The 26,721-nt window shown below is 35.8% G+C and carries 26 protein-coding genes and 2 pseudogenes; 24 read left to right on the top strand and 4 right to left on the bottom strand.

Features of this window, described 5'->3' with window-relative positions:
- The first annotated feature begins 14 nt into the window (after window positions 1-14).
- From A2J09_RS10565 to A2J09_RS23015, 18 genes and pseudogenes are all read left to right on the top strand, one after another.
- Window positions 15-1,292, top strand: coding sequence for a normocyte-binding protein (locus A2J09_RS10565; RefSeq protein WP_139015343.1), 1,278 nt, complete (start codon window positions 15-17; stop codon window positions 1,290-1,292).
- On the top strand, window positions 1,283-1,978 hold the full coding sequence (locus tag A2J09_RS10560; RefSeq protein WP_012295142.1) for a hypothetical protein: 696 nt from the start codon (window positions 1,283-1,285) through the stop codon (window positions 1,976-1,978). Before A2J09_RS10565 ends, A2J09_RS10560 begins: the two co-directional genes overlap by 10 nt.
- A gap of 52 nt (window positions 1,979-2,030) precedes the next feature.
- Window positions 2,031-4,649 carry an acetate and sugar kinases/Hsc70/actin family protein gene (locus A2J09_RS10555; protein WP_012295141.1) on the top strand — a complete coding sequence of 873 codons (2,619 nt, stop codon included), beginning with the start codon at window positions 2,031-2,033 and terminating at the stop codon, window positions 4,647-4,649.
- A 38-nt stretch (window positions 4,650-4,687) separates the two neighbouring features.
- Window positions 4,688-5,473 (top strand): hypothetical protein, encoded by a 786-nt coding sequence (locus A2J09_RS10550; RefSeq protein ID WP_012295140.1) that lies wholly within the window; start codon window positions 4,688-4,690, stop codon window positions 5,471-5,473.
- A 49-nt stretch (window positions 5,474-5,522) separates the two neighbouring features.
- Window positions 5,523-6,200: a hypothetical protein gene (locus A2J09_RS10545; protein ID WP_206700947.1), complete on the top strand. Its 678-nt coding sequence runs from the start codon at window positions 5,523-5,525 to the stop codon at window positions 6,198-6,200.
- Window positions 6,197-7,621 (top strand): hypothetical protein, encoded by a 1,425-nt coding sequence (locus A2J09_RS10540; protein ID WP_012295138.1) that lies wholly within the window; start codon window positions 6,197-6,199, stop codon window positions 7,619-7,621. Before A2J09_RS10545 ends, A2J09_RS10540 begins: the two co-directional genes overlap by 4 nt.
- Before the next feature lie 31 nt (window positions 7,622-7,652).
- Window positions 7,653-8,783, top strand: coding sequence for a pentapeptide repeat-containing protein (locus A2J09_RS10535; RefSeq protein ID WP_012295137.1), 1,131 nt, complete (start codon window positions 7,653-7,655; stop codon window positions 8,781-8,783).
- Between the two features lie 24 nt (window positions 8,784-8,807).
- On the top strand, window positions 8,808-9,365 hold the full coding sequence (locus A2J09_RS10530) for a hypothetical protein (protein ID WP_012295136.1): 558 nt from the start codon (window positions 8,808-8,810) through the stop codon (window positions 9,363-9,365).
- A gap of 105 nt (window positions 9,366-9,470) precedes the next feature.
- A complete protein-coding gene (locus A2J09_RS10525) occupies window positions 9,471-9,878 on the top strand; it encodes a DUF4280 domain-containing protein (protein ID WP_012295135.1) in 408 nt (135 codons plus the stop codon).
- 33 nt (window positions 9,879-9,911) lie between these two features.
- The gene (locus A2J09_RS10520; protein ID WP_012295134.1) at window positions 9,912-11,441 is read left to right on the top strand and encodes a contractile injection system protein, VgrG/Pvc8 family; all 1,530 of its coding nucleotides are present in this window, start codon (window positions 9,912-9,914) and stop codon (window positions 11,439-11,441) included.
- Window positions 11,441-12,934 carry a hypothetical protein gene (locus A2J09_RS10515; RefSeq protein ID WP_012295133.1) on the top strand — a complete coding sequence of 498 codons (1,494 nt, stop codon included), beginning with the start codon at window positions 11,441-11,443 and terminating at the stop codon, window positions 12,932-12,934. Before A2J09_RS10520 ends, A2J09_RS10515 begins: the two co-directional genes overlap by 1 nt.
- Window positions 12,935-12,944: 10 nt before the next feature.
- Complete coding sequence (locus A2J09_RS10510; protein WP_012295132.1) at window positions 12,945-13,406, top strand: SUKH-3 domain-containing protein; 462 nt, start codon at window positions 12,945-12,947, stop codon at window positions 13,404-13,406.
- A gap of 1,457 nt (window positions 13,407-14,863) precedes the next feature.
- The gene (locus tag A2J09_RS10500) at window positions 14,864-15,199 is read left to right on the top strand and encodes a hypothetical protein (RefSeq protein WP_036162104.1); all 336 of its coding nucleotides are present in this window, start codon (window positions 14,864-14,866) and stop codon (window positions 15,197-15,199) included.
- Window positions 15,162-15,503: a deaminase domain-containing protein gene (locus tag A2J09_RS10495; protein ID WP_080695214.1), complete on the top strand. Its 342-nt coding sequence runs from the start codon at window positions 15,162-15,164 to the stop codon at window positions 15,501-15,503. The genes A2J09_RS10500 and A2J09_RS10495 overlap by 38 nt, the downstream gene beginning before the upstream one ends.
- A 4-nt stretch (window positions 15,504-15,507) precedes the next feature.
- Window positions 15,508-15,963 (top strand): SMI1/KNR4 family protein, encoded by a 456-nt coding sequence (locus A2J09_RS10490; RefSeq protein WP_036162101.1) that lies wholly within the window; start codon window positions 15,508-15,510, stop codon window positions 15,961-15,963.
- Between the two features lie 726 nt (window positions 15,964-16,689).
- Window positions 16,690-16,902, top strand: a complete 213-nt coding sequence (locus tag A2J09_RS10485) for a hypothetical protein (RefSeq protein WP_036162098.1) — start codon at window positions 16,690-16,692, stop codon at window positions 16,900-16,902.
- Window positions 16,903-17,107: 205 nt separating this feature from the next.
- Window positions 17,108-17,788: a hypothetical protein gene (locus tag A2J09_RS24240; RefSeq protein WP_012295128.1), complete on the top strand. Its 681-nt coding sequence runs from the start codon at window positions 17,108-17,110 to the stop codon at window positions 17,786-17,788.
- A gap of 12 nt (window positions 17,789-17,800) precedes the next feature.
- A pseudogene (locus A2J09_RS23015) lies at window positions 17,801-18,196 on the top strand (DUF2247 family protein); the annotation flags it as partial.
- Here A2J09_RS23015 and A2J09_RS10475 read toward each other — a convergent pair.
- Complete coding sequence (locus A2J09_RS10475; protein WP_012295127.1) at window positions 18,125-18,598, bottom strand: P1 family peptidase; 474 nt, start codon at window positions 18,596-18,598, stop codon at window positions 18,125-18,127. The pseudogene A2J09_RS23015 and the gene A2J09_RS10475 overlap by 72 nt on opposite strands.
- A gap of 1,181 nt (window positions 18,599-19,779) precedes the next feature.
- Here A2J09_RS10475 and A2J09_RS24235 point away from each other — a divergent pair.
- From A2J09_RS24235 to A2J09_RS24230, 5 genes and pseudogenes are all read left to right on the top strand, one after another.
- Entirely contained in the window at window positions 19,780-21,117 is a 1,338-nt protein-coding gene (locus tag A2J09_RS24235) for a deaminase domain-containing protein (protein ID WP_012295125.1), read from the top strand.
- Window positions 21,118-21,193: 76 nt separating this feature from the next.
- Window positions 21,194-21,382: a hypothetical protein gene (locus A2J09_RS10460; RefSeq protein WP_036162094.1), complete on the top strand. Its 189-nt coding sequence runs from the start codon at window positions 21,194-21,196 to the stop codon at window positions 21,380-21,382.
- A 630-nt stretch (window positions 21,383-22,012) separates the two neighbouring features.
- The gene (locus tag A2J09_RS24670; RefSeq protein WP_063389787.1) at window positions 22,013-22,399 is read left to right on the top strand and encodes a deaminase domain-containing protein; all 387 of its coding nucleotides are present in this window, start codon (window positions 22,013-22,015) and stop codon (window positions 22,397-22,399) included.
- Between the two features lie 13 nt (window positions 22,400-22,412).
- Entirely contained in the window at window positions 22,413-22,772 is a 360-nt protein-coding gene (locus A2J09_RS10445; RefSeq protein ID WP_036162085.1) for an Imm3 family immunity protein, read from the top strand.
- Between the two features lie 253 nt (window positions 22,773-23,025).
- Window positions 23,026-23,232 (top strand): annotated as a pseudogene (locus tag A2J09_RS24230) (transposase); the annotation flags it as partial.
- Window positions 23,233-23,355: 123 nt separating this feature from the next.
- Here the strand turns inward: A2J09_RS24230 and A2J09_RS10440 are convergent.
- The 3 genes from A2J09_RS10440 to A2J09_RS10430 form a co-directional block, all read right to left on the bottom strand.
- Window positions 23,356-23,691, bottom strand: a complete 336-nt coding sequence (locus tag A2J09_RS10440; protein ID WP_036162084.1) for a histidine kinase — start codon at window positions 23,689-23,691, stop codon at window positions 23,356-23,358.
- A 275-nt stretch (window positions 23,692-23,966) separates the two neighbouring features.
- Complete coding sequence (locus tag A2J09_RS10435) at window positions 23,967-24,410, bottom strand: C39 family peptidase (RefSeq protein WP_012295121.1); 444 nt, start codon at window positions 24,408-24,410, stop codon at window positions 23,967-23,969.
- Between the two features lie 170 nt (window positions 24,411-24,580).
- Window positions 24,581-24,916 carry a hypothetical protein gene (locus tag A2J09_RS10430; protein ID WP_139015341.1) on the bottom strand — a complete coding sequence of 112 codons (336 nt, stop codon included), beginning with the start codon at window positions 24,914-24,916 and terminating at the stop codon, window positions 24,581-24,583.
- A 1,237-nt stretch (window positions 24,917-26,153) separates the two neighbouring features.
- Between A2J09_RS10430 and A2J09_RS10425 the strand changes: the two genes are divergently transcribed.
- Window positions 26,154-26,597 (top strand): SMI1/KNR4 family protein, encoded by a 444-nt coding sequence (locus tag A2J09_RS10425; RefSeq protein ID WP_012295118.1) that lies wholly within the window; start codon window positions 26,154-26,156, stop codon window positions 26,595-26,597.
- Window positions 26,598-26,721 lie beyond the last annotated feature (124 nt).

The raw sequence follows: 26,721 nt of genomic DNA, 5'->3' as shown, positions 1-26,721 counted from the left end.
AGAAGGAAAGTAAATTGTTAAAAGAGCTCATGTTCGAACGTATACGAAAAATAGAAGATTTAGAGCAACGTCAATTACTAAAGGATATTGTAAGTGGTGTCTTTGTAAATCTCATCGACTATCAAGAGGATATGAACCACAAGCTTGAGGAGCGTATTTTCAATGAAATGGATGATATAGAGAATAAATATGATATCTACGCAACACTGCTTCCAAGGGAGGATGTCGATCCCATCCATGACTGTTTATTTCCGATATGTCCAACAGATATAGAGGAGAAAAAAATCTACACGGATCAGCTTCTTGGGTCCATTAAAAAGGACGAACCAACGACGCTCATGACTTTATTTTTAGCGTGTAATTCGGATGAGATTCAACATTTACTTGCACAGCAAAGATTATTTAGAGGAAGTTTAAAGACGTCAGAGGGACAAGCTGAGATTAAAGTTGCCCTCATAAAGAATAATCGGTATTTAAGGGAAATCGAAAAGCTATACTCTATTTTTCAAATAAATGGCCTTCCTTGGAAAACAATTAATCATCCATTTGTTAATAAATTTCTGGACGTCATCGTTGTAGACTGCCCACCGTTACATGAAGATGTGGAAATAGAAGAAGTGTCGATTGATTTAGAGGAATATGAGCAACACAAACGATTAAACATGGTGCCGCTTTGGAATATTCAACCCCATGTGGTGAAAAATAGTGGTTTTCCCTTCCCTGCTATAGATAGAGTCAATTTTGAGCATGTCTTATCATTACGAAAAACAGGTAATCAACATGGCTATGTCATTGATACGGAAGAGGAAAATGTTAGGTATGTCAAACGTTCAGACCATGAACTGACAATTGTTTCGCCACTAGAGCAATCAGGAGAATGGCGATTACTAAAAATTGCTAAAGTGGAGCAAGAGCAAATTGGCAAATTAAATTTTGCACTAGTTTCAAATAGTCGTAATGACTATTTTATGCACAAGCTTTCTTATAAAAATAATCAAAATGTTTCTACAAAAGGAGAAATTATTCGGCTGATAAATTCCTTTAAGGCAGCAGATATGCTTGAACTAGTGAAAATTGATGTTTTCGAGGAACAAGAAACAATAGGGAGTCGTAACCTTATTCAACCATTTTTAATGGATAGACAAGAAGGAAACAGTTATAAAAAAACAATGCTATTGCAATTCATATCTAAACAAGATAGAGACTTTATTGCGAATGATGTATTAAGCTTCCTGATTGCTGAAATACAAAGACATTTTATGGAATATAAATGTGTGGGTAAATGGCTATGAATTATATTTGGGATTTACTTATAAAAACAGAAGATGAAGGCTTTCAAACCAAGGATATTTACTTTCACCTGGCTCAAATTTATTCACCGTATATGGAGCTTAGTCCACAGCTATTAAATTCACAGGTAGTAGAGCAGCATGTTGAAGTAAATCCTTATTATCGTTATTTTCAAATCTTTAAAGACCTGTTTCATCCTGATCATACATCAGATAAAGAGTTTAGAGACTGCCTATTAGATATAACCTTACACTTTTTAGCTGAGATTGATCGCATGCAAGGTATGAATAAAAAAGAATTTTATATTCGCTTTATCCTGAGGGATATTCAGGCAAATGTATTTGGAAATCGGGTCCGCGATAATATCAAGCTTTTTTCAAAAAAAGAACAAGAAATTGTTGCATTAAACATGCTTAGACTCTATCAAACAGGCGAGGAAATATACCTGATCAAAGATACACTGAAAAATATTTTTAAAAATTGTTTCATTTACGTTAAGTCAGAGGAAAAAGCTGAGTTACTTCTTTACATTCAGCAAAGAAAGACTGAAAAAAATAGTAAAATGGTTCAGCTCATTCAAGAGATTTTTCTACCAGTTGGCTACCATATGGAAGTTTATTGGCAATATCACTTTGGCATTATGGGAGTAGAAGAGACCATGAAGCTAGATCGAATAGCTCTTTATTAAAGAGAGCAAGGGAGGGCTATAGGTGACGACCAAATACTCGTATAAATTGAATATGAATAAGCGTTATTCAGAAAAAAAATATATGACCTATACACGTGTAGAGTTAATGGAAATGACGACCTTTCAGCTTAGAAATATTTGTTATAAGGAAAAGCTCATAACAGGTTTAATTAACACGCTGGCAAGGGACGAATTAATTGAAAAGATTTTAAGATATCGTGGGGCTGAGGAACATCTTCTCATAAAAGAGAACCAAGATGGGGGCTTTGAAAGAGTAGAAGAGGCTTTGCGAAAATATTTAAAGACGCCGCTTTCTGATAATGGGGGTATTAAAATCCCCGCCAAAATGAATATCTATAAAGGTATGAAAATAGATAAACCCGATCAATATTTAGTTGAAACAGGCGGGTTTCTAGTGGAATCCAATGTATTGCTTGTGAATGAGCAGCTAGAGTTATGTGGAATCTTAAATATTGTCAAGGATGATGAAAGACCACAAAGTTATTATTTAACTGCCGATCAAGCACTTGGCATACGTGAGACAAAAAATAAAAATTATAGCTTTATTTTTTTACGGAAGCAAGATTCTGAGTATATGTATAAAACGTACTATCAGGAAATTCCGCTACCACCAACAAATTTACATTATTACAAAGTACCGATACCAGATTTAGAGATGAAGCAATTAGAGACGACAAATGCTATCCTTGCGATTGATTTTGGTACAACAAATACAACAGCCGGTGTTTTTTTGGATAGTGATTATGTCTCATCTCCTTGTAGCCATGACCTTTTAAACAAGAGAATTGAGCTTAATAGCATTAATTTTGTCCAATTCCCAGACGCACTCCATCAAAATGAATGGATTGAAGTAGTGCCCACAGTGCTTTCAGTAGCAGATTGCTCAAACACCGAGCATGTCAGCTATCATTTTGGCTATGAAGCGCTTAAAGTGATGAAAAAAAATAGTTATACATCTTTGGCTACTAAATTTCAGGGAATCAAGCGTTGGGTTAGTAATTATGCAAAATTAGAAGAAGTGATGGATGCGAATGGCAATACAGCACTTATCCCGCGTAGTCAAATCATCAGAGAATTTTTACTTTATATCATACGCATGGCTGAGCATCAATTTAAGTGTCGATTTAAACATTTGCATATTTCAAGTCCTGTCAAGCTGAAAACACAATTTTTAGATATGTTTCAAGCCATATTACCTGAATATCAAATTGAAACAGAGCATGCTCTCGATGAAGGGATGTCTGTTCTATATAACACGATCGCCAATCAAATCGAGAATCAAAGCTTTATGGATAGTAAAGAATACAAAGCACTTGTCATTGATTGTGGTGGGGGAACGACAGACCTCTCTTCCTGTAAATTTCGCATAGAGGACGGCCACATTTCCTACAAAATTGATATTCATACAACCTATGAAAATGGTGATACCAATTTTGGAGGTAATAATATTACATACCGCATTTTCCAATTTATGAAAATTGTTTTTGCGAACTATTATAGCCGAGGGAAAAATGCGTATGACATTGATGCGTTAATTGATATCCCCGGAAAGGATATTTATCGATATGTAGATGATTATGGCGTAGAGGCAGTCTACAAGCAATTCGAAGAAGCATTTGAAGATGCTGAATCTATCATTCCTACACGCTTTAAGGAATATGAAAATCGGACACGTGATGAGTATCTAAGAGTTCGCAATAATCATTATTTTTTATGGGAAATGGCAGAGGAAATGAAGAAGGAATTTTTCCGAAAAACGGGTATTTTGAGAAGCCGTTTTTATTCAGAAAACGATACACAGCAGGATAGTGATTTGAATATCACAACAGTAGATCGCTGGTGCTTATCGTTATTAGAACATCATCAATTTAAAGATGTTTACGACTATCCAAATGTTTTTTTCAATATTAAAGAAATCAATCATCTTATAAAAGCAGATATTTATGATATTGTACGTGAATTTTTAGAGGAGTTTTATGAAAGTGGCATGCTTGGTGAATACTCCATTATTAAGCTGACTGGACAATCCTGTAAAATTGATGCCTTCCGAGAGGCTTTAAAGGAGTTTGTGCCAGGCCGTAGCATTGAATTTAGGCAAAAGGCTGAAAATGTAGGGAAAGTGCCAGAATTAAAGCTTGCCTGCTTAAGAGGAGCGTTGCGCTACTTAAATGCGAAAAAAATTGGCATGATTGAAACTACTGTTACGAATGATGCTCCTATAGTACCCTATTCCGTTAGCGCATTTACACATAACCGGCAAGAAAAACTTCTTATCAGTAGCTTAGAACGATTGAATCAAATTCATGGAACTATTTCACGCCCATGGGGAGTCACAGAGGTCGAATTTTTCCTAACTGGAAGTGATCATCAGACAACCCAAAAGTACACCTATTTCAATAGGCAGGAAAATTTTGTACCCGTGCTTTATGAGAGTATTGTGTCGTTCTATTCCAATAAAATTCCACAGGACGAGACTGATTCAATAGCCAATGGTGAAGTGAAATTTTTCGTCTTCGCAGGAGAGGATCATTGGGGCTTCCATGTAGTACCAGTGGCTAGGAAAGAGGAGCAGCTGTTTATTGGCAGCAAGGAATTCTTTGCCTTTGAAACGGATCTATCAGAGTTAGATTTCTTTGATGGTTTAAAGTAAGTAGGCATCTGCTAAAAAATAAAAGAGGAGAATAACAGATGTTTACAAATCAATATCCACATTTTCAAAAAGGAAGAATTTTAAAGCTGGAAATGCTAGAGAACCTGCGAGATTTCCCGAGAGAGTTTTTAGATCTATACTTCGAGGAATACTCGAACGGCATTATAGCAGGTTGTCATATTCATGTAACAGATACAAGCATTATTCTAACCAAGGGCATCCTGAAACATAATAAAAGACTCTATATGCTACATAGTAGCTATGAGCTGCCTTATGAGGCAACGGGAAATGAAACGATAGTAAAGGTGCGTTTTGCTGAAGAAGTAAATCATTTGGATTTCACGCAATTTACAACGACTATTGTTCTTGATAGCTCCATGTATCTTGCCCCCAATGAATTGGAAATAGTGCGTTTTAAATTAAAGGTGGGAGCAAAGCTACGATCAGAGCCCATAGATTTTTCGGATTATACCACTGAATACAATACCGTTAATTATCTTCACTGTGAATATGCTGGAGTACAAAGAAGTACCTATCATCCTAAGGTTTTACAATGTTTTGCAAAGGAATTATTAAAAAATCGTCCAAGCAATGCTTACGACATAACATTTGCCCTAGCGTGTTTAAATGAAGAACGAGTACAGCGAGATGTCATTGAAATGTACATTAGTAATCGGTTAGAGCTAGAGTTTCAACCGTTTTCCAATAGTCAAATTCACAAATATTTGTATCGTATATTAATTGAATCCAAAAATGGTGGTCGTGGAACTGGGGCTAGTCAAATGCCTAGTCCAAGTCGACCAAAGCGAATGATCGTTGATTAGTTGAAAAGTTGTCAGTGAAAAAACGTTGAAGAAGCGGAAGGTGAGTGGGATGAAATTTTTAGATGAAAAGATTATTGCATTAAGAAACGAAATGAGAGATCAGGAACGACATGAGTTAGCCCAGCAGCAAGCGGCATTACAAGTGGAACAGGAGCCTGAACAAGACGAACAGGACAATCTACAAGAAGTCGATATTTACCAAAATATTATCACCATTGATGATGAGGAAGTCCAGGTGATAGAGCAACCATTATTGGACGGCAAAATGATTATACGAATGCCAAAGCTATTTTCTATTATGTCTGCTGAACTAGCGTCCTTAAAGTACCCATCAGAGCGTAGACCAAATCTAATTTATACAGATACCTCCTCATCAATCAATCTTGCCTTCAATCTGACACCACATCGCTTAAACGAGGACGGAGTCGCTGCATTTCAAGAAAATATGATGGACATCCTTGAACAAGCTCAGCCTTCAGCAGATTGGTTGGATACAGATGTTCAGAAGATCGATGGCAAAACGGTAGGCTTTTTAGAGGTCATTACACCTGCCATTGATGGAGAAATTTTTAATTTAATGTTCTTTGCCTCTGTCGAAGGGCGAGCACTTATTGGAACGTTTAATTGTATGGAGGATGATCTTGACACTTGGCGCCCTATCGCGAGAGCTATGATGGAGTCCTTACAATTCACTTCAAGTGAAGGGAAAGGAGGGACAGTTCTATGAGTGGTGCAGTGACGACTTATCATCATATAAAAATATCGCCATTCGAGCTTGTCAGCATTCAAGAGCTAAGCCTTACAAAAAAAATGAACGAACATGCTATGTTACGTTTTACTGGGATTGTGCCTGAAGAGGCGAGAGATACATATGTCGAAATGACAGAGGCACAATCTGCCATTGAAGTAAACCAGCTTAACCATCTCGGTGTCCCTTCTCCCTTATTTAAAGGTGTTATTTTAAATGTGAAGGTTAGCTCAGTGCGTGGCATCTATTATATAGAGGTCGTAGCGGCTTCTAGTACCCATCAGCTAGATATTAAAAAGAAAAATCGCTCCTATCAGGATAAGGAAATGACCTATAAGGCTTTATTCAAACTGTTAAATCCTGTTTATCCTGGTCTTGATGTTATTGATGAAGCTACAAAAGGTGCTAAATTAGAAAAGTTTACTCTTCAATATTACGAAACAGATTGGGAATTTTTAAAAAGACTAGCCTCTCGTTTTAATACGGGGCTCGTGCCTGCTGCTACCTTTGACAAGCCAAAGTTCCATTTTGGTGTTCCAGCTGGAAGTGCTCAAGGAAAGCTAGAAGATTATCATTACACGACCAGAAAAAAAATAGCAGACTATCTACTATATACAGAGAATGGTAATGAAGGAATGGGCGAGCATGACTTCCTTTACTATGAGGTGGAAAGTGACAAGGTACTTCAGATAGGAGACCACGTTACATTTAATAAGCAAACACTGTATATATATGAAGCATATACAACTATGAAGGATGGCTTGCTGAAACATTACTATACACTGTCAACGAAAAATGGCATGAAAAAAAGTGAGCTATTTAACACGGATATTTCCGGCTTGTCCTTAGAAGGAAAAGTGTTAGAAGTCGCAAAGGATCATATTAAGGTACATTTAGCTATTGATGACAAGCAGGATAAGGGAAAGGCACATTGGTTCCTTTACTCAACGGGCTATACAGCTGAGGGACATAGTGGCTGGTATTGTATGCCGGAAATCAATGATTTTGTCCACATCTATTTTCCTTCTCACCGTGAGGAAGAGGGGATTGCTAGTACCTCAATACGAAAAAACTTGGATACAACGGCCACTAATAAACTAGACGATCCTTCGACGAAATATTATCGGACAGCCTTTGGTAAAGAGATTAAATTAAGTCCAACAGAAATTCTCATTACCGCACAGGATGGCGATATTTTTATTCGTTTAAATGAAGCAAACGGTATCGAAATTTATAGCAAAAAAGAGATTAAGCTTATATCTGAGGCAGATATTACGGTGAATGCTAGCAAAAAAATCCTTATGTCTGCAGAGGAAGAAATTTCATTACAATGTAAAGAAAGTAAAATTACTATGAATGGCAGTGTGCAAATTTTTGGAAAAGAAGTAAAAGCCAATTAAAGATGAACAAAAGAGAAAGAAGGAGTCACAAATGCAGGCACAGGAAATTCTACAGCATTTTTATGACACAGAAGTAGAAAAAAGAAGATTGAACTATCTTTTGCTGCTCGAGGATTTTTTCCAAGCCTCCAAAGACAAGCTAGCCGAGGAATTTAGGTCGTCCTTTCAAAAGGTATGTCAGCAACTAGCCCAGCAGCAATCGCTTCACCAGAAAGGACCAATTGCCCATATTACATTTTCGATGCTACGCACAGAGCTATTGGAGAGAAATCCGCACTATTTAGTAGAGGCTACGGACGACGAATGGTTTTTTGACCTACAACCTCTTTTAACTACCTATGATGCTAGCTGGGTGCATCATTATTTAGAGCAATACATCCAAGAGCTAAGTTTGTATAGCAAAACCTTTATGGGGGCAATTACGCAAGCAGATATTGATCGCATTAGACTCCAGGATGCCAATCATTTTCACCAATATTTAATAAGTCTTGCTAGATATGCGCTACCCGACATCATCAGATGTCCAGAATATTTAGCACTGGAGCGGGATGTGGCTGTCGAAATCCGTATAGGTGAGTTTATGGATATGAACGAAGTAGTTTATAGCGAGGACTTTTCATCGAAGGATAGTGATGAAATAAAGGCTTGGTTAGAAGAAAAGCTAGAGGATGCATATCCATATGAGGTATTTAATCAATTACGCTTAGCTGACGGAACGTATGAGGGCTTGGATATGCGCTATGCCTTTTTTCAGAAAACCAATTTAACCAACTGTCGTATGCGTGAATGTCTGTTGATAGGCGCCAATTTTAGGGAAAGTCAGCTAATGGACACTGATTTGAGCTTCAGTGCCATTCATGAGGCGGATTTTAGCAATAGTCAGTTACAGGGAGCCAATTTTCAACAAGTACAGGGAGCCAGTGGTTTGCTAGATCGCCAGAAATGGGAAACACCAGGCTATTTACCGCTTCGTTTTACAAATGCGAATTTAGAAGGCGCTAATTTTGAGCTAGCAAATTTACGAGGGGCCAACTTTATGGGAGCAAATGTAAGGAATACGAATTTTACAGGGGCAAATTTAGAAAAGGCCATGTTTTCTAAGGAGGCTCAGCAATATTTAAAGCTAGATCCATTCCAATCAGCAAGTGTCATTTGGAAGTAGACATGGTGAAAAAGGAGAAGAAAAATGAACTATTTTATTCTATCTCAGGATGAACGCATCTCAAATGCTGTCGAGCCTGTTGGTATAGCCCAAGTGATAAAAAAAGAGCTACTAACAATTGAAAGAATGGAGGAATTAGAGGAGCTCGAACGCCAATTTCCTGTATTAGAGAAAGGCGAGATGGTATATACAGATTTGATTGAAAAGCCAATCATGCTCCTTTCTGATGCTGTTAAACAATTAGTGGAAAAATATGAACCACAAATGCCATTCAAAGCGGTTGTTCTCATGGATATACCTAAAGTAATGCAAACGTTATATTGGCTAGTTATTCCACCAAAAGTTCCTTGTCTCTCTGCTCAAACTGAATTTCATCTGGATGGAACGTTAAAAAAATTAGTAATAGACGAGCATTTAGCAGCCCCTTATCCGATCTTTCAAATTGAGGGAATTAAAGAACATTATATAGTAGTTAATATTGAATTAGCCGAGAGCATTCTTCGCCGAGATTTTAGGGGAATACGATTACGGAAAATACAAACTGAAGGAAGATGGAACGATATTCTGGCAGTAGGAAAATAGGTTGAAAAGGGCAAGAAGCGAAAAGGAAATAATTATTTTCTAATCATCGTCAACGATGTTTAGTAAAAGTTACAACAGCTTACGTATAGAAAGGATGGTTTTTCGATGTCAGAAGAATTGCAGACAAAGGGTGGCGACCAACGGAGCTATGTAGTAGCTGGTGCCAAATTATCCTGCTCGCAAGGTGATCAAACAAGTATATTAAAAATGCCAGTCAGCCATGGGGTTTATACGAAAAATAAGGCACAGATGAATACGATGGATTATAAGCCTCATGTCAATATTCAACCATTTGGCTTATGCCAAACATTAGCGAATCCAATAGTTGCGGCGGCCACTGCTGACAATAATGGTGTTTTAAAGCCGATGCCCTGTACACCAGTCATCACGATGCCTTGGATTAATGGCAAGAATGATCAACTAATTGAAAATCATCCAGCGTTAATTAGTCAATCTATTAATATGTGTATGTATTGTGGAACGATAAAAGTAGAAGATGATGGACAAGAATAATCCATTGTCCCTTGAGGAAAGAAGGGAATTCATGTGAACACATACGAGGAAGTAATCGGATACGGTGAGCTTGAACTCGTATCCCCCTATGAAGTCCAGACGTTGCATCATCTTATGTTGACTCAAACAGTGAATGACCACGCAAGGTTAACTATAAAGGGGTTCATCCCTGCTGAAAAGAAAGACAGTTGTATGCGACATGCTAGTACGTCAGATCGAATAGAGCTATTTCAAAAAAATAAAGGGCAACGAATACGCACACTTTTTAAAGGTCAGGTTACAGAAATGGCTGTACGTATGGTGAGGGGAGTATATCAAATTGAACTAGAGGCTGTATCATCTACGTTCACCCTAGACTGTAAACAAAAATACCGTTCCTTTCAGCATAATAAAATGACTTATCAGGCACTGTTAAAAAAGGTTTTGAAAGACTACTCAGGTGCAGATGTCATTGATACTGTGTCGAAGGCTACTCCTCTCAAGCAGTTTATATTACAATATAAAGAGACGGATTGGCAATTTTTACAACGTATGGCGTCCCATTTTCGGACGGTGCTAATCCCTGCAGTGGATGCGGATAAGCCGAAGTTCTGGTTTGGGTTACCTGAAGGACGAATGGAAAAGCTATCAGTGGCAAATTATGAAATTTTAAAGGATCGCTCTAAGTTTTTACATAGTAAGCATAATGACATCGATCAGCCAATAGAGGAGCGGGATACCGTCGCCTATGTGATCGAGTCTAAAAAGACTTTGAAGCTAGGTGATCGTGTGCAGCTCCAAGGTAAGGAGCTGGTGGTAGCCAAATCCATCGCCCAAATGAAGCAAGGCATTCTTACCTATGAGTATCATTTGCTGTTCAAAAAAGGCATACGTCAAGACAGACGAAGTATTCCGTTTCTATCAGGTACTGCAATTGAAGGAAAGGTGTTAGAGGTCAAAAAGGATCAGGTACGACTCCATCTCAGCATGGATGAGGCGCAAAAAAAGGAAGAAGCTACCTGGTTCCCATTGGCTACGCCATATACAGCAGAAGGACACAGTGGTTTTTACAGTCCTCCAGAGGTGGGCGATCATGTTCATCTTGCCTTCCCGACACATCGCGAGGAAGCTGCGATTGTTCGCCACAGTGTACGAAAAGGTGGCGAGGCCAACCCAAAAACGGCTGATCCGAAAACGTCTTATTGGGGTACGCCAAAAGGGAAGGACATGAAGCTAGATCCACAATCCGTGACATTTACGGCCAAGGAGGGTGCTGTTTTTCTGCAGCTTCATCAGGACAGCGGCATTACCGTGCATAGTAAGCCCTCCCTGCTAGTCAAAGCGAATGACACGATCACCTTCGCAGGGAAGCGAGTGTCCATGAGTGCAGCCGAATCCATGCGATTTACCTGCGGCTCCAGTAGTATAGTGTTTGACGGCATTACGGATATCCAGGGACAGGCGGTCACGATGGAAGGGTCCATCAAAGCCCCTGTGTCAGTCGCTTCACAGGAAGAAGAAGCAGACCTCGATTCCGCCTTAGACATGATGGGGATGATCCCTGTTGGTGGGGGTGATGCCTAATGGGTCTATTAGGATTAGCAGGAAGCTTACTGGGAATGATTCCGAAAGTAGGCTCCCCAGGCGGAGCGAAAAAAGGAAAGAGCGGAGGATCGAAAGGGAAGAGCTCCAAGAAATCCTCCAAAAAGAAAAGCTCCACTAAGAAAAAACAAAAGAAATCGAGTAAAAAGAAGAAAAAGAAAAAACGCAAGAAGAAAAAGAAAAAGTGGGGGAAATTCTTTACCAAGGCCCGTAAGCTAAAAAATAGTTTATCCAAGAGTAAATTGGTGAAACGGGCGAAGAAGGCCATTAAAAAAGCGATTCTGACCACGAAAAAGGTTGTGAAAAAAGCAAAGGCGGCTGTGACAAAAGCCAAGCAACAGGTAAAGGCCGCTGTCAAACAAACGAAGCAGGTAGTGAAGGAAAAGGTACTACCAGTGGTGAAAAAAGCTGCTCAAGCAACCACCAAGGCAGTGAAAAATGCTGTAAAACCTAAAAATCTGTTGAATACGCTACAAGTAGGATTAGATCTTGTAGGATTAATCCCAGGTTTCGGCGAAATAGCGGATGGCGTGAATGGCATTATTTATCTGGCTAGAGGTGACAAGGTCAATGCGGCCCTTTCCTTTGGCGCGATGATTCCGTTTGCGGGCTGGGTGGCAACAGGCGGAAAATTAGTAAATAAAGGTGCCGGAGTAGTTAAGAGTGTCGCTGAAGGTGTTCAAAACGTGCTGAAAGGTCCAGTAGGAAGTGTAGTAGACCAAGTCAAAAAGCAAGTAGTGAACGTGAAAACCCAGATACAATCCAAAGTAGCCGAAGTCAAACAGCAACTGCGTCAGATGGTACAATCACAGCAGCAGAATTTTGCATTAGCAGGTGGAGACGTTAGACACATAGAGGATACAGGAACAGTTGGAAGAAACACACCAACTCCAAGTCCGAAGCCGTCTAATACCCAACCATCACAAAATGGCTCGAATAAAAAGCCTGCTGAGGATAAGGGTACGGATAAAAATACAACTAGGGTATTAAAACAAGACGAAGCTATAGATGTGGCAAGGAAGAAGCTTGCGCAAGAACGAGCAGAACTTCTTAATGGTAAATATATAGATCCAAATACAAATGATATCCATATTCCACATGTTATAACTGCTGCTGTTGATATGAAAACTGGAAAAACTTATACTGGTTATAATGGTGTTGGTACAGATTTAAGAACGGGAAATCCTAGATTCAATCCGACAGCATCGGATTTACACGATGATACTAAAAAGTTGGTGGAAAAAACTAAACAGAGAGCGATGGAAAAAGAAGGTAAAGATAGTTTTGAGAGATGGGAAGTAGAAAACTGTGCAGAAATTCAAGCAGTAAATCAAGCTTTTAAGGAAGGAGCAAAGCTTGAAGATATTATCTTGAGCACCATCTCTACGAAAAATGGTAAATACAAGGAAATGTGTGGGAATTGTAAAGTGACATTTGAGGAGTTTATTGTTGATATACCTTTTGGTAAAAAGTGAGGTTTTTAGAATGGAAAAACTATCAATAAAAACAAAAAAAATATTAAAACAATCAGGGTGGACACCAGAGCGAAAAAAAGATATTAGTTCACAAGTGAAATATTTAGAAGATAAAGGATATATAGTTTTCGATTGTGTAAAAGAGGCACTAGAGCAATTTGGTGAATTAAAGTGTATCTACGAATATAATGGAAAATTGGATGATTTTGTGATAGATCCGGAGGAAGGGCTGGGGGATTTAGACAGAAGACATTATAAAAGATATGAAGTTATAATAGGTGAGGATTTGGTTGTAATTGGTACTGCTTTTAGAGATAATGCAGTATTGTATATGTCTAAAGCAGGGGAAGTTTACGCAGTACGAGATGATTACTATATTTGGAAAATTGGTTGCGGAATATATGAAGCTCTCAACAATTTATGTGAAGGGAGAGAGTTAAAAGTAATACATGAAGAGCATTTAGAAAATTAAGGTGATAAGTATTACCTAGCGCTGAATGAAACCGTTAATTACACATAACTCATGTAATACACTTATGAAGATTTCGTCCTTTCATTTTTTCATTTGTACGCATATTAATGCGTGAATTTTTCACCTGAATAACGGTATTCCATTACAAAAAGCAGGTCGATTGTGGTTAGATAACTCCATGATAGACCTGTTTTTGTTATCTTCGTTTTTTTGAAGATTTTTCAAGAAAAGGGATGTATACTATCCAAGCATGAAAAATTACTGGAATGATGCAAAAACAAAGTTGGTTCAATTTATATTAATCAAAATTATTATGCATGGGTACCAATGGATGCAAATGTTGGAGAGATGTATGAAGTTATTGTTAAAGATGAAAAGTAAATTTATCAAGAACAGTAGGAACCATCTGAAATTGATAAAAAATATGTTACTACACAATAAGAGTACGTTAAATTGAATGAATGATAATATGGTGGTAGCTGGGAAAGACAACTGCCACCATTTTTTTAGATCAGTCTGGTTTTATATTTTAGGGGACGGTTAAAGACAGCCCATAAAGGGCTTAGATATCTATCTTAGGCTGTATTAATATACTAAACTTCAATTAACTGAAACTTTTAGTTTTTAAAGGCTTATTATTTGAATCAACAGTCTATGAAGGTAAGCATACACACAAGATTGGTTGCAATGAAAGCTATAGAAGACTGCTATAATTAGTAACTCGATTCATATTTACATACGAGAATGACAAAGCACTTGGCGATAAACAAGGATATAAATAGTTTTTTTAATTGTGTACAGTTAAAGATATCCTTGAATTTGAATTAATAACTCATGAAGGCTGGACCATCAAGGAGTACTATGTAAACAGTTGTCTAGGAAGAAAAGTGTGAGAATTAGGCGAGATGACATTTTACATGCAGGAGGTAGTTTTGTATGGAATAGTGACTAAATAAACGATAATGACAAAGCTCGTGGCGATGAACAAGAATATAAATAGATTTTAATTGTGTACAGTTAAAGATATCCTTGAATTTGAATTAATAACTCATGAAGGCTAGGCCATCAAGAAGTGCTATTTTAACGCTAATGTAATAAGAGAGAGAATAGGCGAGATGACATTTTACTTACAAGGGACCACTTATGGATGTCATAGGGACGAAACACACGAGATTAAACAAGCTAAAGTGTTTAAACGTTACACTTGCCATGTGGTAAAAAGATGTCATACTGTCAATATTAAACTAACTTACAAAACTTGCGAATATTAATAAACTTAGAAAATTTATAAACTTAAAGCACTTGATTGTCTATAACAGGCGACAAGTGCTTTTATGCATGTTTAAGTACGTAAATTGAAAAGATAACCATTTAAGAGCATCAATAAAAGTGTTCAAAATGCGAATAAAGGTCTCTTAGGCAGTGTAAAAGAAAAAGTCAAAAAGCAAGTAGTGAACGTGAAAACCCAGATACAATCCAAAGTAGCCGAAGTCAAACAGCAACTGCATCAGATGCTGCAACCACCACAGCGGTATGAGTTAGCAGGAGCAGGTGGAGACGCTAGATACATAGAGGATACAGGAACAGTTGGAAGAAACACAACAACTCCAAGTCCGAAACCGTCTAATACCCAACCATCACAAAATGGCTCGAATAAAAAGCCTGATGAAGCAGCTAAGGGTACAGGACAAGCTACAGTAGTAAGGTCAACTGAACAATCACTAAATAGAGTTGATCAAATTAGGCAAAAATTTAATGTTGGTTCAAAAAGAAATATTGCTTTTGCGGAGTGAAATCAATGGGAAAAAGGGTGAATTAATTGGAGTTAGTGGTAATGCAGATAGAGTAGGGACAGTAGGTGTACCAGATAAGCGAATTTTTGATATAATTACCACAGGGCATAACCCAAGAACTCTAGATTCGGAAGTTAAGATTTTGGAGGATTTGTCTTCAAGCTTTTCAAAAGATGCTTCTGGAAAAGTTTATTTGTTTTCTGAATTGCCATTCTGTATTTCTTGCGCAGGTGTAATAAAACAGTTTAAACAAAGGTTTCCTAATATAGATGTAATAATAGATCATGGACCTGGAGGGAAATAGCAATATGGATAAAAATAGTATCGTGAATTTATTGGTAGGATTGCAAATAGCCACTGTTGAGGAAATTCAGGGGTGTAATGAAAATGAAATCAAAGAATTGGAGAAGGAAATTGGACACAGTTTTCCAACTATGTATCGCACATTTTTGTTAGAAGTGGGACATTGTGCAGGGTTGTTATTTCAAGGCACAGATATTTTCTTCGGAAGTTTAAAGAGATTAACGGAAGAAGCAAATGAGTTGCTAGAAGAAAACCAAGAATCTTTCAAATTACCAGAGGATGCTTTTGTATTTTCAATGCATCAAGGTTATGAATTTAATTATTTTAGATTTAGTGAGGGAGAGAATCCACCAGTATACCAATATATAGAGGGGGAGGGGGATCCCAAGATAGCTTGGGATAGTTTCAGCCGTTTTCTTTCAGATGGAATAAATATTACATCCGAATTTATCAAGGGATAGAAGTTGTGTGATTACCCTATTTTTTATCGGGTGCTGATTAACAAAAATTACAATAAAAAATGGATTTACACTATAACAGTAAGATTGTAAAGAAAGAAGATATTCCTAGACATTATCAATATTAGAAAAAAAGCAGTCTTTTGATTTTAATTCCTAAAAGATAGAATAAGTTGTGAAAGTTTAGTACGGTAGAAATGAAGAAAGTAAAATTGGTATTTCTATTCTTATCATAAGGTTAAAAAGATTTCCATCAACCCAAACAGCTCATATAACCATTTTTAATGGTTATATGAGCTGTTTATTTTTGTATTGTGGCAAAAGTCTACACCTTCAAATGCAACAAGTTGTTTTTACCTATAAATGGAACATTTGTAATTTATTAGCTGTCAGGCACAAGCAATTGAGAGTAAGGAATTAGGGGGAAATGCTCGATCTGGAAGCGGAGTAGAAGTACAAAGTATATATCTGTTTACACTAAAAGCCAATGATAATATCATTCTTTCGGCGAAAAGCATTTCCATGAGTGCAACAGAATCCATGCGCTTGATATGTAGCACCAGCAGTCTCGTTCTTGACGGTATCACCGATATGCAGGGACAGATTGTCACAATGGAAGGCTCGAACAAAGCACCAGTATCCGTATCTAATACATCGGGAGAAGAATGCTGACCTTGAATCCGCACTAGATGTCATAAGCATGATTCCTACTGGTGGGGGTGGTGCTTAATGGCAAAGGAGGGAAAAGGTTTTTTTGGAGCAATATGCAGTTTGTTTGCCAGTATCCCTGTTGTTAAGAGTGTTAAAAAGGCAAGCAAGTCTAGAAAAACGAAAAGCAAAAAGGCGAAAAGTAAATTAAAATTAAAGAATCTCTTCAAAATCTTAAAAAGAAGCGTAAGAAAAAGAAAGGCAAAGTTTATGCGAAAGCCCATAAATTCATAAAATTTGCGAAAAAGAAGTTTGTAAAATGGTATAAATGAACCATAAAAAAGGCTGTCCTTTATGCGAAAAAGACTGTTCAAAAAGCCAAACAGTATTATCAGAAGGCAAAAAACCAAGCAAAGAAAGCCGCCGTGAAATGGAACAAAGTGTTAGACTCACCGTATGATTTTGCAAACTATTTTACATTAGGAGCATTAGATGTATAGTGTCTGGAGCAAAGGACAGACAAGGGAAAATATGGGGTTCACTTTCTGATTTTGTAAATTACGCAACCTTTGGCTTTACCGGAATGGTTAATGGGGCAGTAAACCCAAAAGACCCTTTATCAAAGGAACATTTGTTAGATAGTTTTGGTGTTGTAACCTCAGTATTTGGAGTAAAAGGAACTACTTCTAAAACACCTAGCGGCGGTCAAACAAAACCAGCACCAAACCTTGCGCCAAAACCAAATCAAAATCCTAAAAAACAAGATGAGACTAAGGGTACGGGAAAAGCTGGTCAGAAAGTCAGTGAATCTAATTCTAAAGTAATTGAAGAACTTGAAGGTCCTATTCTAGATGGAAAACGAGTTGGAAGTGGGGAAAAGGTTGATAAAGTAAAACCAGTTTGGGGAAGAGATGAAAAAGGGAAACCTATTATAGAAAAAGAGTTCCCTTATGCACCAAAGGAACAAGGTTTTTCTGATGTTGTTGATAATTATTCAAGATTTTCGGAGAAGTTTCCACTGGTAGGAGGGGATAAGATTGAAAGGGAATTATACCAAATAACAGGGAGTAATAATGGCAATTTTGAATGGATTGTTGAGCCAAATGGTGACGTGAGTCACAGGAGATTCATTGAAGATGGTGTTATAACAGGTAAGCCAAATCAAGTTCCAAAAAAGTAGTAGGTGAATAATATGAACTTAAAATATTTAAAAAATAGATATATTAAGTATGACTGGAAAACTATTTTTGTAGGTGTCCAAGAAAATTATTTTAGTAAAGACGTTATTTCTGACTATGCGGTAGAGTTGATGGAGAATGGTGATGAAAGTGGATTTGTTAGTGAACTTGCATGGGGAGTATCTAGTGAAGATTTAGATAAAGTTATGTTAGAAATAAAAACAAATTATTTCCCTCAATTAGATGAAGAAAGCACAATATTAGGAGAGGAGAATAGAAAACTCAGATTTGTTTGTTTATCTGAAATAAAAGAAAGATGTAAAGAAGATAATAAATTATTAAATAAAATTGCAGAGTTTTATGGAAATCATCACTACCCAGAAGATATGGCAGGTTTTGTTAATTATATGAATGCTTGTATAGCTTTCCACCCCTGCCAATTTATCTGCCGCTTGAATACCAGCAAGAATAGCTTCCTCCATCACCTTAGTTGCTAAATGTCCCAAATAATCTAGCGCAAATGTCTGCTCTCCTGTACCTAGCACAAAAATAGTGTCGCCATCAAGCATCGTATGGACAGGATAAATCGTTCGGGCGAGTGCATTTTGTGTAAGCTGGGCAATCTTTTTTGCTTCTGCCTTTGTTAATTTTGCATTCAACGCTATTACGCCAATGGTTGTATTTGTGCCAGCAAGTGCCTCTGATTGTGCATGCTGTTCGAGATAGGCACAGCAATCCAGCCACTGTCCTGTTTGAGGATTTCTCGCTCCCGCTAAAATTTGCCGTGTATGAGGATGTTTGACATCTCCCACTGCATTAAGTTCCAACTACGAAAGAAGCTATGGTAAATAGGTTTGAAAAATTTTTAAAATTAGAGAGTGTGAGATTTAGTTAGTTATTTTACTTGATTCTAAGGTTAGAGAAAGAAGAACTTAAAAGAACAAGAGAAAAAGCAAACTATGGGCATTTTTAGCTGAAAAAGTGGTCAAGGGCTAACCAAAGTATTAGCTAATTTGTAGATTTCTCACGCATGGACAAAAGCACCATACGAAGAAAAAGAAGTTTTAGATATCTTTGTATTGATAACAATGCTACTTTTGGTCTGCAAAATTAAAGCCCAAATATAATATCAGTTTTTGGAGTTATGTAGATGAATGGATTGTAATTGGCTTTGAAATGTAACTAGATAAAGGTACAATAAATAAAATAAAGATTAAAGAGTAGACCAAATGAACAATAATTGTTTGAGAATTGAGATTTCATGAAGGCAGAACCATCAAGAGATGCTTTTTAAATTACTAATGGCGCGAATAGGCGAGATGACATTTTACTTAAAAGGATTACTCATGGGATGCCATAAGCAAGAAACACACGAGATTAAACAAGCTAAAGGGTTTAAACGTTACACTTGCCATGTAGTAAAAAAAGATATCATATTGTCAATATCAAAATAACTTATAAAACTTGCAAATATTAATAAACTTAGAAAATTAATAAACTTAAAGCACTTGTCTTAATAGGCGACAAGTGCTTTTTTGCATGTTTAAATACGTAAATTGAAAAGAATACGATTATTTAATTAGTGTACTAAGTGTTAAATTTTATACAAGTACAGGCATACAATTATATGTTGGAGTGAAGAAATATAAAGTGAAAAAAGGTTTATAATGGTAGATAGTGGTTTTAGGTAAATAGCGGATAGCCAGTTTAGCGGCATTACCGTGCATAGTAAGCCCTCCCTGCTAGTCAAAGCGAATGACACGATCACCTTCGCAGGGAAGCGAGTGTCCATGAGTGCAGCCGAATCCATGCGATTCACCTGCGGCTCCAGTAGTATAGTGTTTGACGGCATTACGGATATCCAGGGACAGGCGGTCACGATGGAAGGGTCCATCAAAGCCCCTGTGTCAGTCGCTTCACAGGAAGAAGAAGCAGACCTCGATTCCGCCTTAGACATGATGGGGATGATCCCTGTTGGTGGGGGTGATGCCTAATGGGTCTATTAGGATTAGCAGGAAGCTTACTGGGGATGATTCCAAAAGTAGGCTCCCCAAGTGGCAAGAAAAAAGGAAAGAGCGGAGGATCGAAAGGGAAGAGCTCCAAGAAATCCTCCAAAAAGAAAAGCTCCACTAAGAAAAAACAAAAGAAATCGAGTAAAAAGAAGAAAAAGAAAAAACGCAAGAAGAAAAAGAAAAAGAAAAAGTGGGGGAAATTCTTTACCAAGGCCCGTAAGCTCTATAATAAAGTAAGTAAAAGTAAAATAGCGAAGCAATTTAAAAAAGTAGTAAAAAGTGCTGTATTAGCAACTAAAAAAGCTTATAAACAAACTGTAAGTAAAACCAAGGAAGTTTATAAACAAACTGCAGCGAAAACAAAAGAGGTCTACCAGCAAACAAAACAAATCGTAAAAGAAGTTAAACAAACAACGAAGGAAATAGCCATTAAAACGAAATCAACTGCCAAAACGGTTGCGAAGGAAATCAAAAATCCAGTTGTTAAGTCATTCAATAGCTTCAAGGAAATTGGTAAAGATTTCAAAGACGGTTTAGATACTAGAAAAGATAAAGCACTTAACTCCCCATATGATTTTGCAAATTATCTTACACTAGGTGCAGTAGATGGCATTTGGTCGGGTGCAAAAAGTAGAAAAGATAAGATGTTCAATTCACCATCTGATTTTTTAAATTATGCAACATCAGGCTTGACGGACATGGTAAAAGGTTCGGTGAACCCGAAAGACCCACTATCGAAAGAGCATTGGTTAGATAGTTTTGGCGTAGCCACGTCAGTGTTGGGAGTTAAAGGGGTATCTAGTACAAAACCGACTGGAGTAACAAGTGGTAAGACTAATAGCAGCAGTTCGAGTAGTAAGGGGACTGTTGAAAATAGTTTACCTAATCGGACAATAGATAGTTTATATGATAAAACTCAAAATGTTAGAAGCGATATTAACAGAGAAATAGAAAAAATAAGAAATTCCGATGATTACAAAAATCTCTCAAAAACACAGAAAAACAAGCTTGATAGAAAATTAGATAAATTAACTTATGGAAACGTTGCTGTAGCAGAAGTAACCATTCCTGGTGTTAAAAAGGAATTTCAAGCGCATAGTCAAATCCATTCCTCTGATAGCATGGGTAGTAACTTAGGAGATTTTACTTTTTCAAAAGAAACAAAGTCGTTTAAAACCTATGTTGAAGATAGATTTCCTCGTCTTAATGATACTGAGGCTAAAATACTTGAAGATATTTCTTCTCAGATAAAAGATCCTAATGTTCCTGGTAAAATAGATTTATATACAGAATTGCCTGTCAAAGTTGTACAAATTTAATTATGGAATTTAGACGTAAGTTCCCCAATATTGAGCTTAATGTTTATTCCGAAAATATGAGATAAGGACTGATAATATGAGCATAACAAGCTATGAAAGAATAAAAAATTCTATAATGTTGGACTTTGAGGAATATATTGAAGAAGAGGGATTAAATGTTGCGCAGGTTTCAGCGAAAATTTTAGAAGAAGATTGGGGAAGAGTAAATGTTAGTTTATTTACTAAAACATTATATATTGTTTCTATTAGAGAGTTTGAAATATAAAGAAATTGCTGATTTTATATATTCTAAACTGGATAGTTATCTGGAAAACATTAAATTTGAAGAACATATAGATAAAAAGGATATCGAAAAGCTGTTACAAGACACTCAAATTTGTAAAAAGTTAATTGATAATAAAGATGAATATAAAATCAGGAACACATGCGATTCTACTAAAGCAGGAGTAGACTACATCTTAAGATTGAAAGTTGATTAATTTTAGTGCTGAATAGGTGGTTGCTACGATCAAATTTTGTAGGGGCTACCCAGTGCCGTTAATAAACTTAGAAAATTTATAAACTTAAAGCACTTGATTGTCTATAACAGGCGACAAGTGCTTTTTTTGCATGTTTAAATACGTAAATTTAAAAAATTACCATTTAAGAGCATCAGTAAAATGCGAATAAAGGTCTCTTAGGCAGTGTAAAAGAAAAAGTCAAAAAGCAACTGCGTCAGCAGCTACGATCACCTCAGCAATTGGAGTTGGAACATTGGAAGAAACACAACAACTTCAAGTCCGAAACCATCTAGACCCAACCATCACAAAATGGCTCGAATAACAAGCCTGATGAAGCGAATAAGGGGACGGGTAATCTTTCATATGCGCAAAAAGTAGATAAATATCAAGAAAGGATCCAGGCTATCCGTGATAATTTACCATCAAAATATAAGAAATATGGTAACGTTGCAGTAGCAGATGTTAATATTTCTGGACTTAAGTCAGAATTTAAAGCGCATAGTAGAATTCATAAAGAATATGAAGGTGGTTTTTCATATGTCATTGGTGAAGGTAAATTTCCAGCTAAGTCAGTTAACCATACAGGAGAAACATATGCGCCAAATGTGTTCTTAAGAGCTCATGATACTGAACGTAAAATCCTTGAAGATATATCAAGGCAATTAGGCGATGATAGGACTGTAAAGGGAACAATTGATTTATTTACGGAGTTACCTGCTTGTGGAAGTTGTACAGATATAATTTTGCAGTTTCAAATTAAATGTATACTCGGAAGAATTTAAAGATTAGAAGGGAATGTATAAAATCAAGTTGAGTAGTTATGAAGAGCTTAATCAATATGTCATAGAAGATTTTGATGAATTTTTAAATGAAGGTTTATCTATTTCACCAGTAACTGAAAAACTTCTTGAAGAATACTATAGGGGGATAGTGAAAAGTAAGGTTGAGAAATTAGTTATATATTTAAGAATTGCACTTTTGAGTATTGAAAGAAATTATCTTTGTGAAGATATTAAAGCTGAGTTAATGAGTATGATAAATGAACTCGAATCAATACCTACTAAAGAGGAAGTAGGTTCTGAAAATACAAAACAAATTTTATTAGACATCGAAAGATTTAAAAAGAAATCTAAGGATGTTAATAAAAATTTATAGTATAGTAAGGAAAAATTAGAATTAGTTGAGGTAATAAACAATGCGGTGCCTTCTTATACCAACGTGTCCATGTTTTTATTTGAGTGTCATGACGAATATTAAGTTCCTCTAATATCTACTTTCTAGGAATACCCGGTGCAAAAGTAGCAGGCAAAGCCGTAGTAAGTACTGTAACACCTAACGGATACGGGAACAATTGGGAAAAACAAGCCATCGCCGAATCCTTTACTTCGGCTACTTTTGTTTGGAATTTATTTCAGAAGAAAAAACGAGTACCATTTATCGTCAGCAAAATTGACGTGGAACCAGCTTTTGGATTCTTGAAGGCTAATTTGGGTTCACTCGATTTTCTGTACGAGGAAAATCAAGGGTAGAAAAAGAAATGGGCCTCGCATTACTGGCCGTGAATTTAAGAAAGGTCACAGCCAGTAGGTATGGAGACAACATAAAAAATAGATAAACCCTAATTTGAATTCATTCAAATTAGGATTTATCATTTATTGAAGCTAGTTATGTCCCAGCCTCTTTTTCGTGTGTATATTTAAAAATTTGAAATATACACTTTTTGCACCGTCATCTAGCTTTAATCAGCTTGATTTTTATGATAATTTTTACGATTAAGCTCAGAAAGATCTTTTATAGAAATTAATGAATAGTCATCTCTAATTTTCACTTCAAAAAAGTAATAATTTTTAGTTACTACATCTTTAACTTCTATTTCAAACAACGCCATTCCTCTTCGGTAATTGTTTTCTTCAGATTTTAAATCTTCTCTACCAATGCCATAGTTAGTTTCCATATAGTTTTCCACATAGCTGTATACTATAGCGTTTCGAGATTTAGAATTAAAATAATTGTAACTACCAAAAATAACTACTATACAAAATAATAGATTAAAGATAATTATCTTTTTTTTCATTTTCCTCTCCTTCCGCCATATCAAGACTATATTTATTAATAATTACAATTTGTCAAACTATAAAAATTCGATTTTAGTGTCTTTACCTACCAATTTAACAATAAAGAAATTTTATAATAATACAATTAATTATGAATTGAAAAACTTACCATTGTTATAATTCCAGAGTGAACGTTATAGTTTATATCAGTTACAGTACTATTAGTACCTAACGATTGAACTCTTAACATTGTACTTGTTGAAGCGTAGATATATCCAAGTCCAGGTGTCCAGTGTTAATCATATTCATAACTTGCATTAGGCTCCCATTTAGAAAACCATTTATCAAACTTTACTGCAACAGGTCTATTATTATCTATTTCAGTCTTATATGAGAAAAAATTATTAAAACTACTTGTTGTAGCTGCATATCCTCTTGCAATCACTTCATTTTCTAGACCTGAACGCATCCCATTTACACTCATACTATAGAAAGTGCCTCCATGATTAGCATACATGCTATTAATAAATGCCCCTTTAGTTGAATATCCACTGTTCCAAACTTGTAATTTTGATTTACCTTTTGAATCATGCCAGTATTGTAAAATAACGGCTATAGTAGTTGGACCACATGCAGAAGTTTGGTAACTTGATTTAACATCTTTATCATATTGAGAAAATTTAGGAGATGACAATAATTTCGAACCGTATCCATCACCCGTAGAAGCTTTAGGATTCATTAATTGAATGTCTAAATCATGTATAATTTCATCTGTGGATAGATATTCATCTTCCGATTTAATATAGTCTATAATTTGATTTGTATCATCAGGACTAACTATACTAAAACCACCAAAATAGTAGTAATTGTCATCCCCTAATTTAAAGACATCTCTATTACCTTCTCCACCTAAAAGAACGGTTGAATTTTCTTTTGAATTGGAAATAATAGCGAAATATCTTGACCACTTAAACTTTCTATACCATAATATTTTGCTATGTTTATTCCATTAATATCAAAAACTTCTCTTTCCGACGTAATATTGAAGTCCGACACCTCTAAAAAATATCCGATTTTCATATAATCATTCAATACAATATTCGATTCAGACGAAACTACTGACTGATTTTGTTCTTCAACATTGGTATCCTTATTTTCTTCAGCATTTGCAGTAGATACTGTTAAAATTGAAAATAATAGTACAACAAAAAATATTCCCATATACCTCTTGGAATTATGAAACATTTTGAGCCCTACACCTTATAGATTTTTTTTAAAACCTTAACTAAAATCGAATTTAATAGTTATAATCTTAATATTACTTTTTTTACATTAAAAGTAAATTAAGCGTTTATTGTATTTACGTTCTCTTCTTTCTTCAATCATAATCTCCATTCCAACTAAAATAGACTTAAATTTAAAATACAACTCATAGCTTGAAGTACTTGAATTATTAGAAAAGACGTATTTGGAGTGCAAAATAACGCTTCAATCAGATGCAATTTATCGATTAAAGCGACAGAAATAGGAGGGATACTAGTGAAAATTAATAGTGTTAATTTTCCAACCTCATTACTACAAGTAAAAAATATATCAAGGAGTGCTATTTTAATACTAATGTAATAACGGCAAGAATAAGCGCCATGAAACTTTACTTTCAAGGACCAATGTGGATTTACGATGAAAATGGAGAGTTAGTTAATAATAATATTGCTAGTGAACATATAAATAGCCATCGATTGTTAAAGCATTAGATGCAATTCAAGAAACGCTATAATGTAGAGAAAAAGGAGCCACATCCTTCTATTCCTGGTGTAAACGATGTGAACTATAAGATAGCAAAACAAGAACGTGGCGTATTTACAAATAAATTCAAAGCAGCAACTCATAAAAAGACAGCTACGATGAAATGTGTTTACTGATGAACAAATGTATAAATATGGTCAAGAGGCAATGGATAACGGTACTGAATATTTAACAGAGGTGGGCAATAGGTAATACAAGGCACATCAAATAGATTAAAATTTGAAGTGTGGAAAAATTCAACTACAGGAGAAATAGAAAGAGTAAACCTAGTGTTTTAATAGGAAATATAGTAATTTGGAGGGAGGTAATCATTTAGATTAATTTATGAATTATTCACAAAACTAAAATTGTATTAGAGAGCATGATGTTCACACCTTATATCTTCTTACATTGAAAATAGTATAATACATTTTTTATTTTCCTCAATCAATCTCTCAGAAAATACCCTCTCATTCTCTTTTCCACACTTCGATAAAAGCCTCATGTTTATAGAGCAGAAAATAATTGAGCATCTTAGGGAAAAGTACACTGCTATCATAATAATATTGAGGTCATTTCTCACAAGGCGATTTGTCAAAGTTGTAATGATATTATTGGTCAATTTCAAAGGATTTTCCAAACATTAATATTACGAGAGTACAAATATTAGATGAGTAGAATATGGAGGAGATTTAGTATGAGCTTTAATAAAAGTAGTAATATAGAGGATTTCTTGGCATCCTTAGAGAACGACTCTTATCCAATGAAACCCTGCAGTAAGGATGATATATTAAAATTAGTAAAATTATCTCCAACTCGAACACTTCCTAAAACTTATTTGGATTTTATGAATAAAGCTGGTGATGGAATTAAATTTTTAGTTGGTACGGATTATTCCATGAAGTATATTTTTGATTTAAAAGAGTGGGCTATTGAGCTTTTGGAGGAAAATAACTCCATAAAAATACTCACAGATAATCAGTTTATATTTATGATGAACCAAGGATATATGTTCTGGTTTTTTAATCTAAATGATGGGGACAATCCAGAGGTATATTGTTATGATGAAAGTGTAGAATTAGATGATTTTAATAAGGTCAGTGATACTCTATTAGATTTTTTAATTTCCCTATACCATTGATAGAAATATATAAACTTAAAGCACTTGATTGTCTATAACAGGCGACAAGTGCTTTTTCATATTTAAATACGTAAATTGAAAAGCTCGCTTATTTAATTAGTGTACTAAGTGTTAAATTTTATAC

Source organism: Lysinibacillus sphaericus (assembly GCF_001629735.1).
In the GTDB taxonomy this organism is placed as follows: Bacteria; Bacillota; Bacilli; order Bacillales_A; family Planococcaceae; genus Lysinibacillus; species Lysinibacillus pinottii.
The sequence above is the reverse complement of the archived record's forward strand: the minus strand, read 5'-3'. Positions and strand labels throughout refer to the sequence as shown.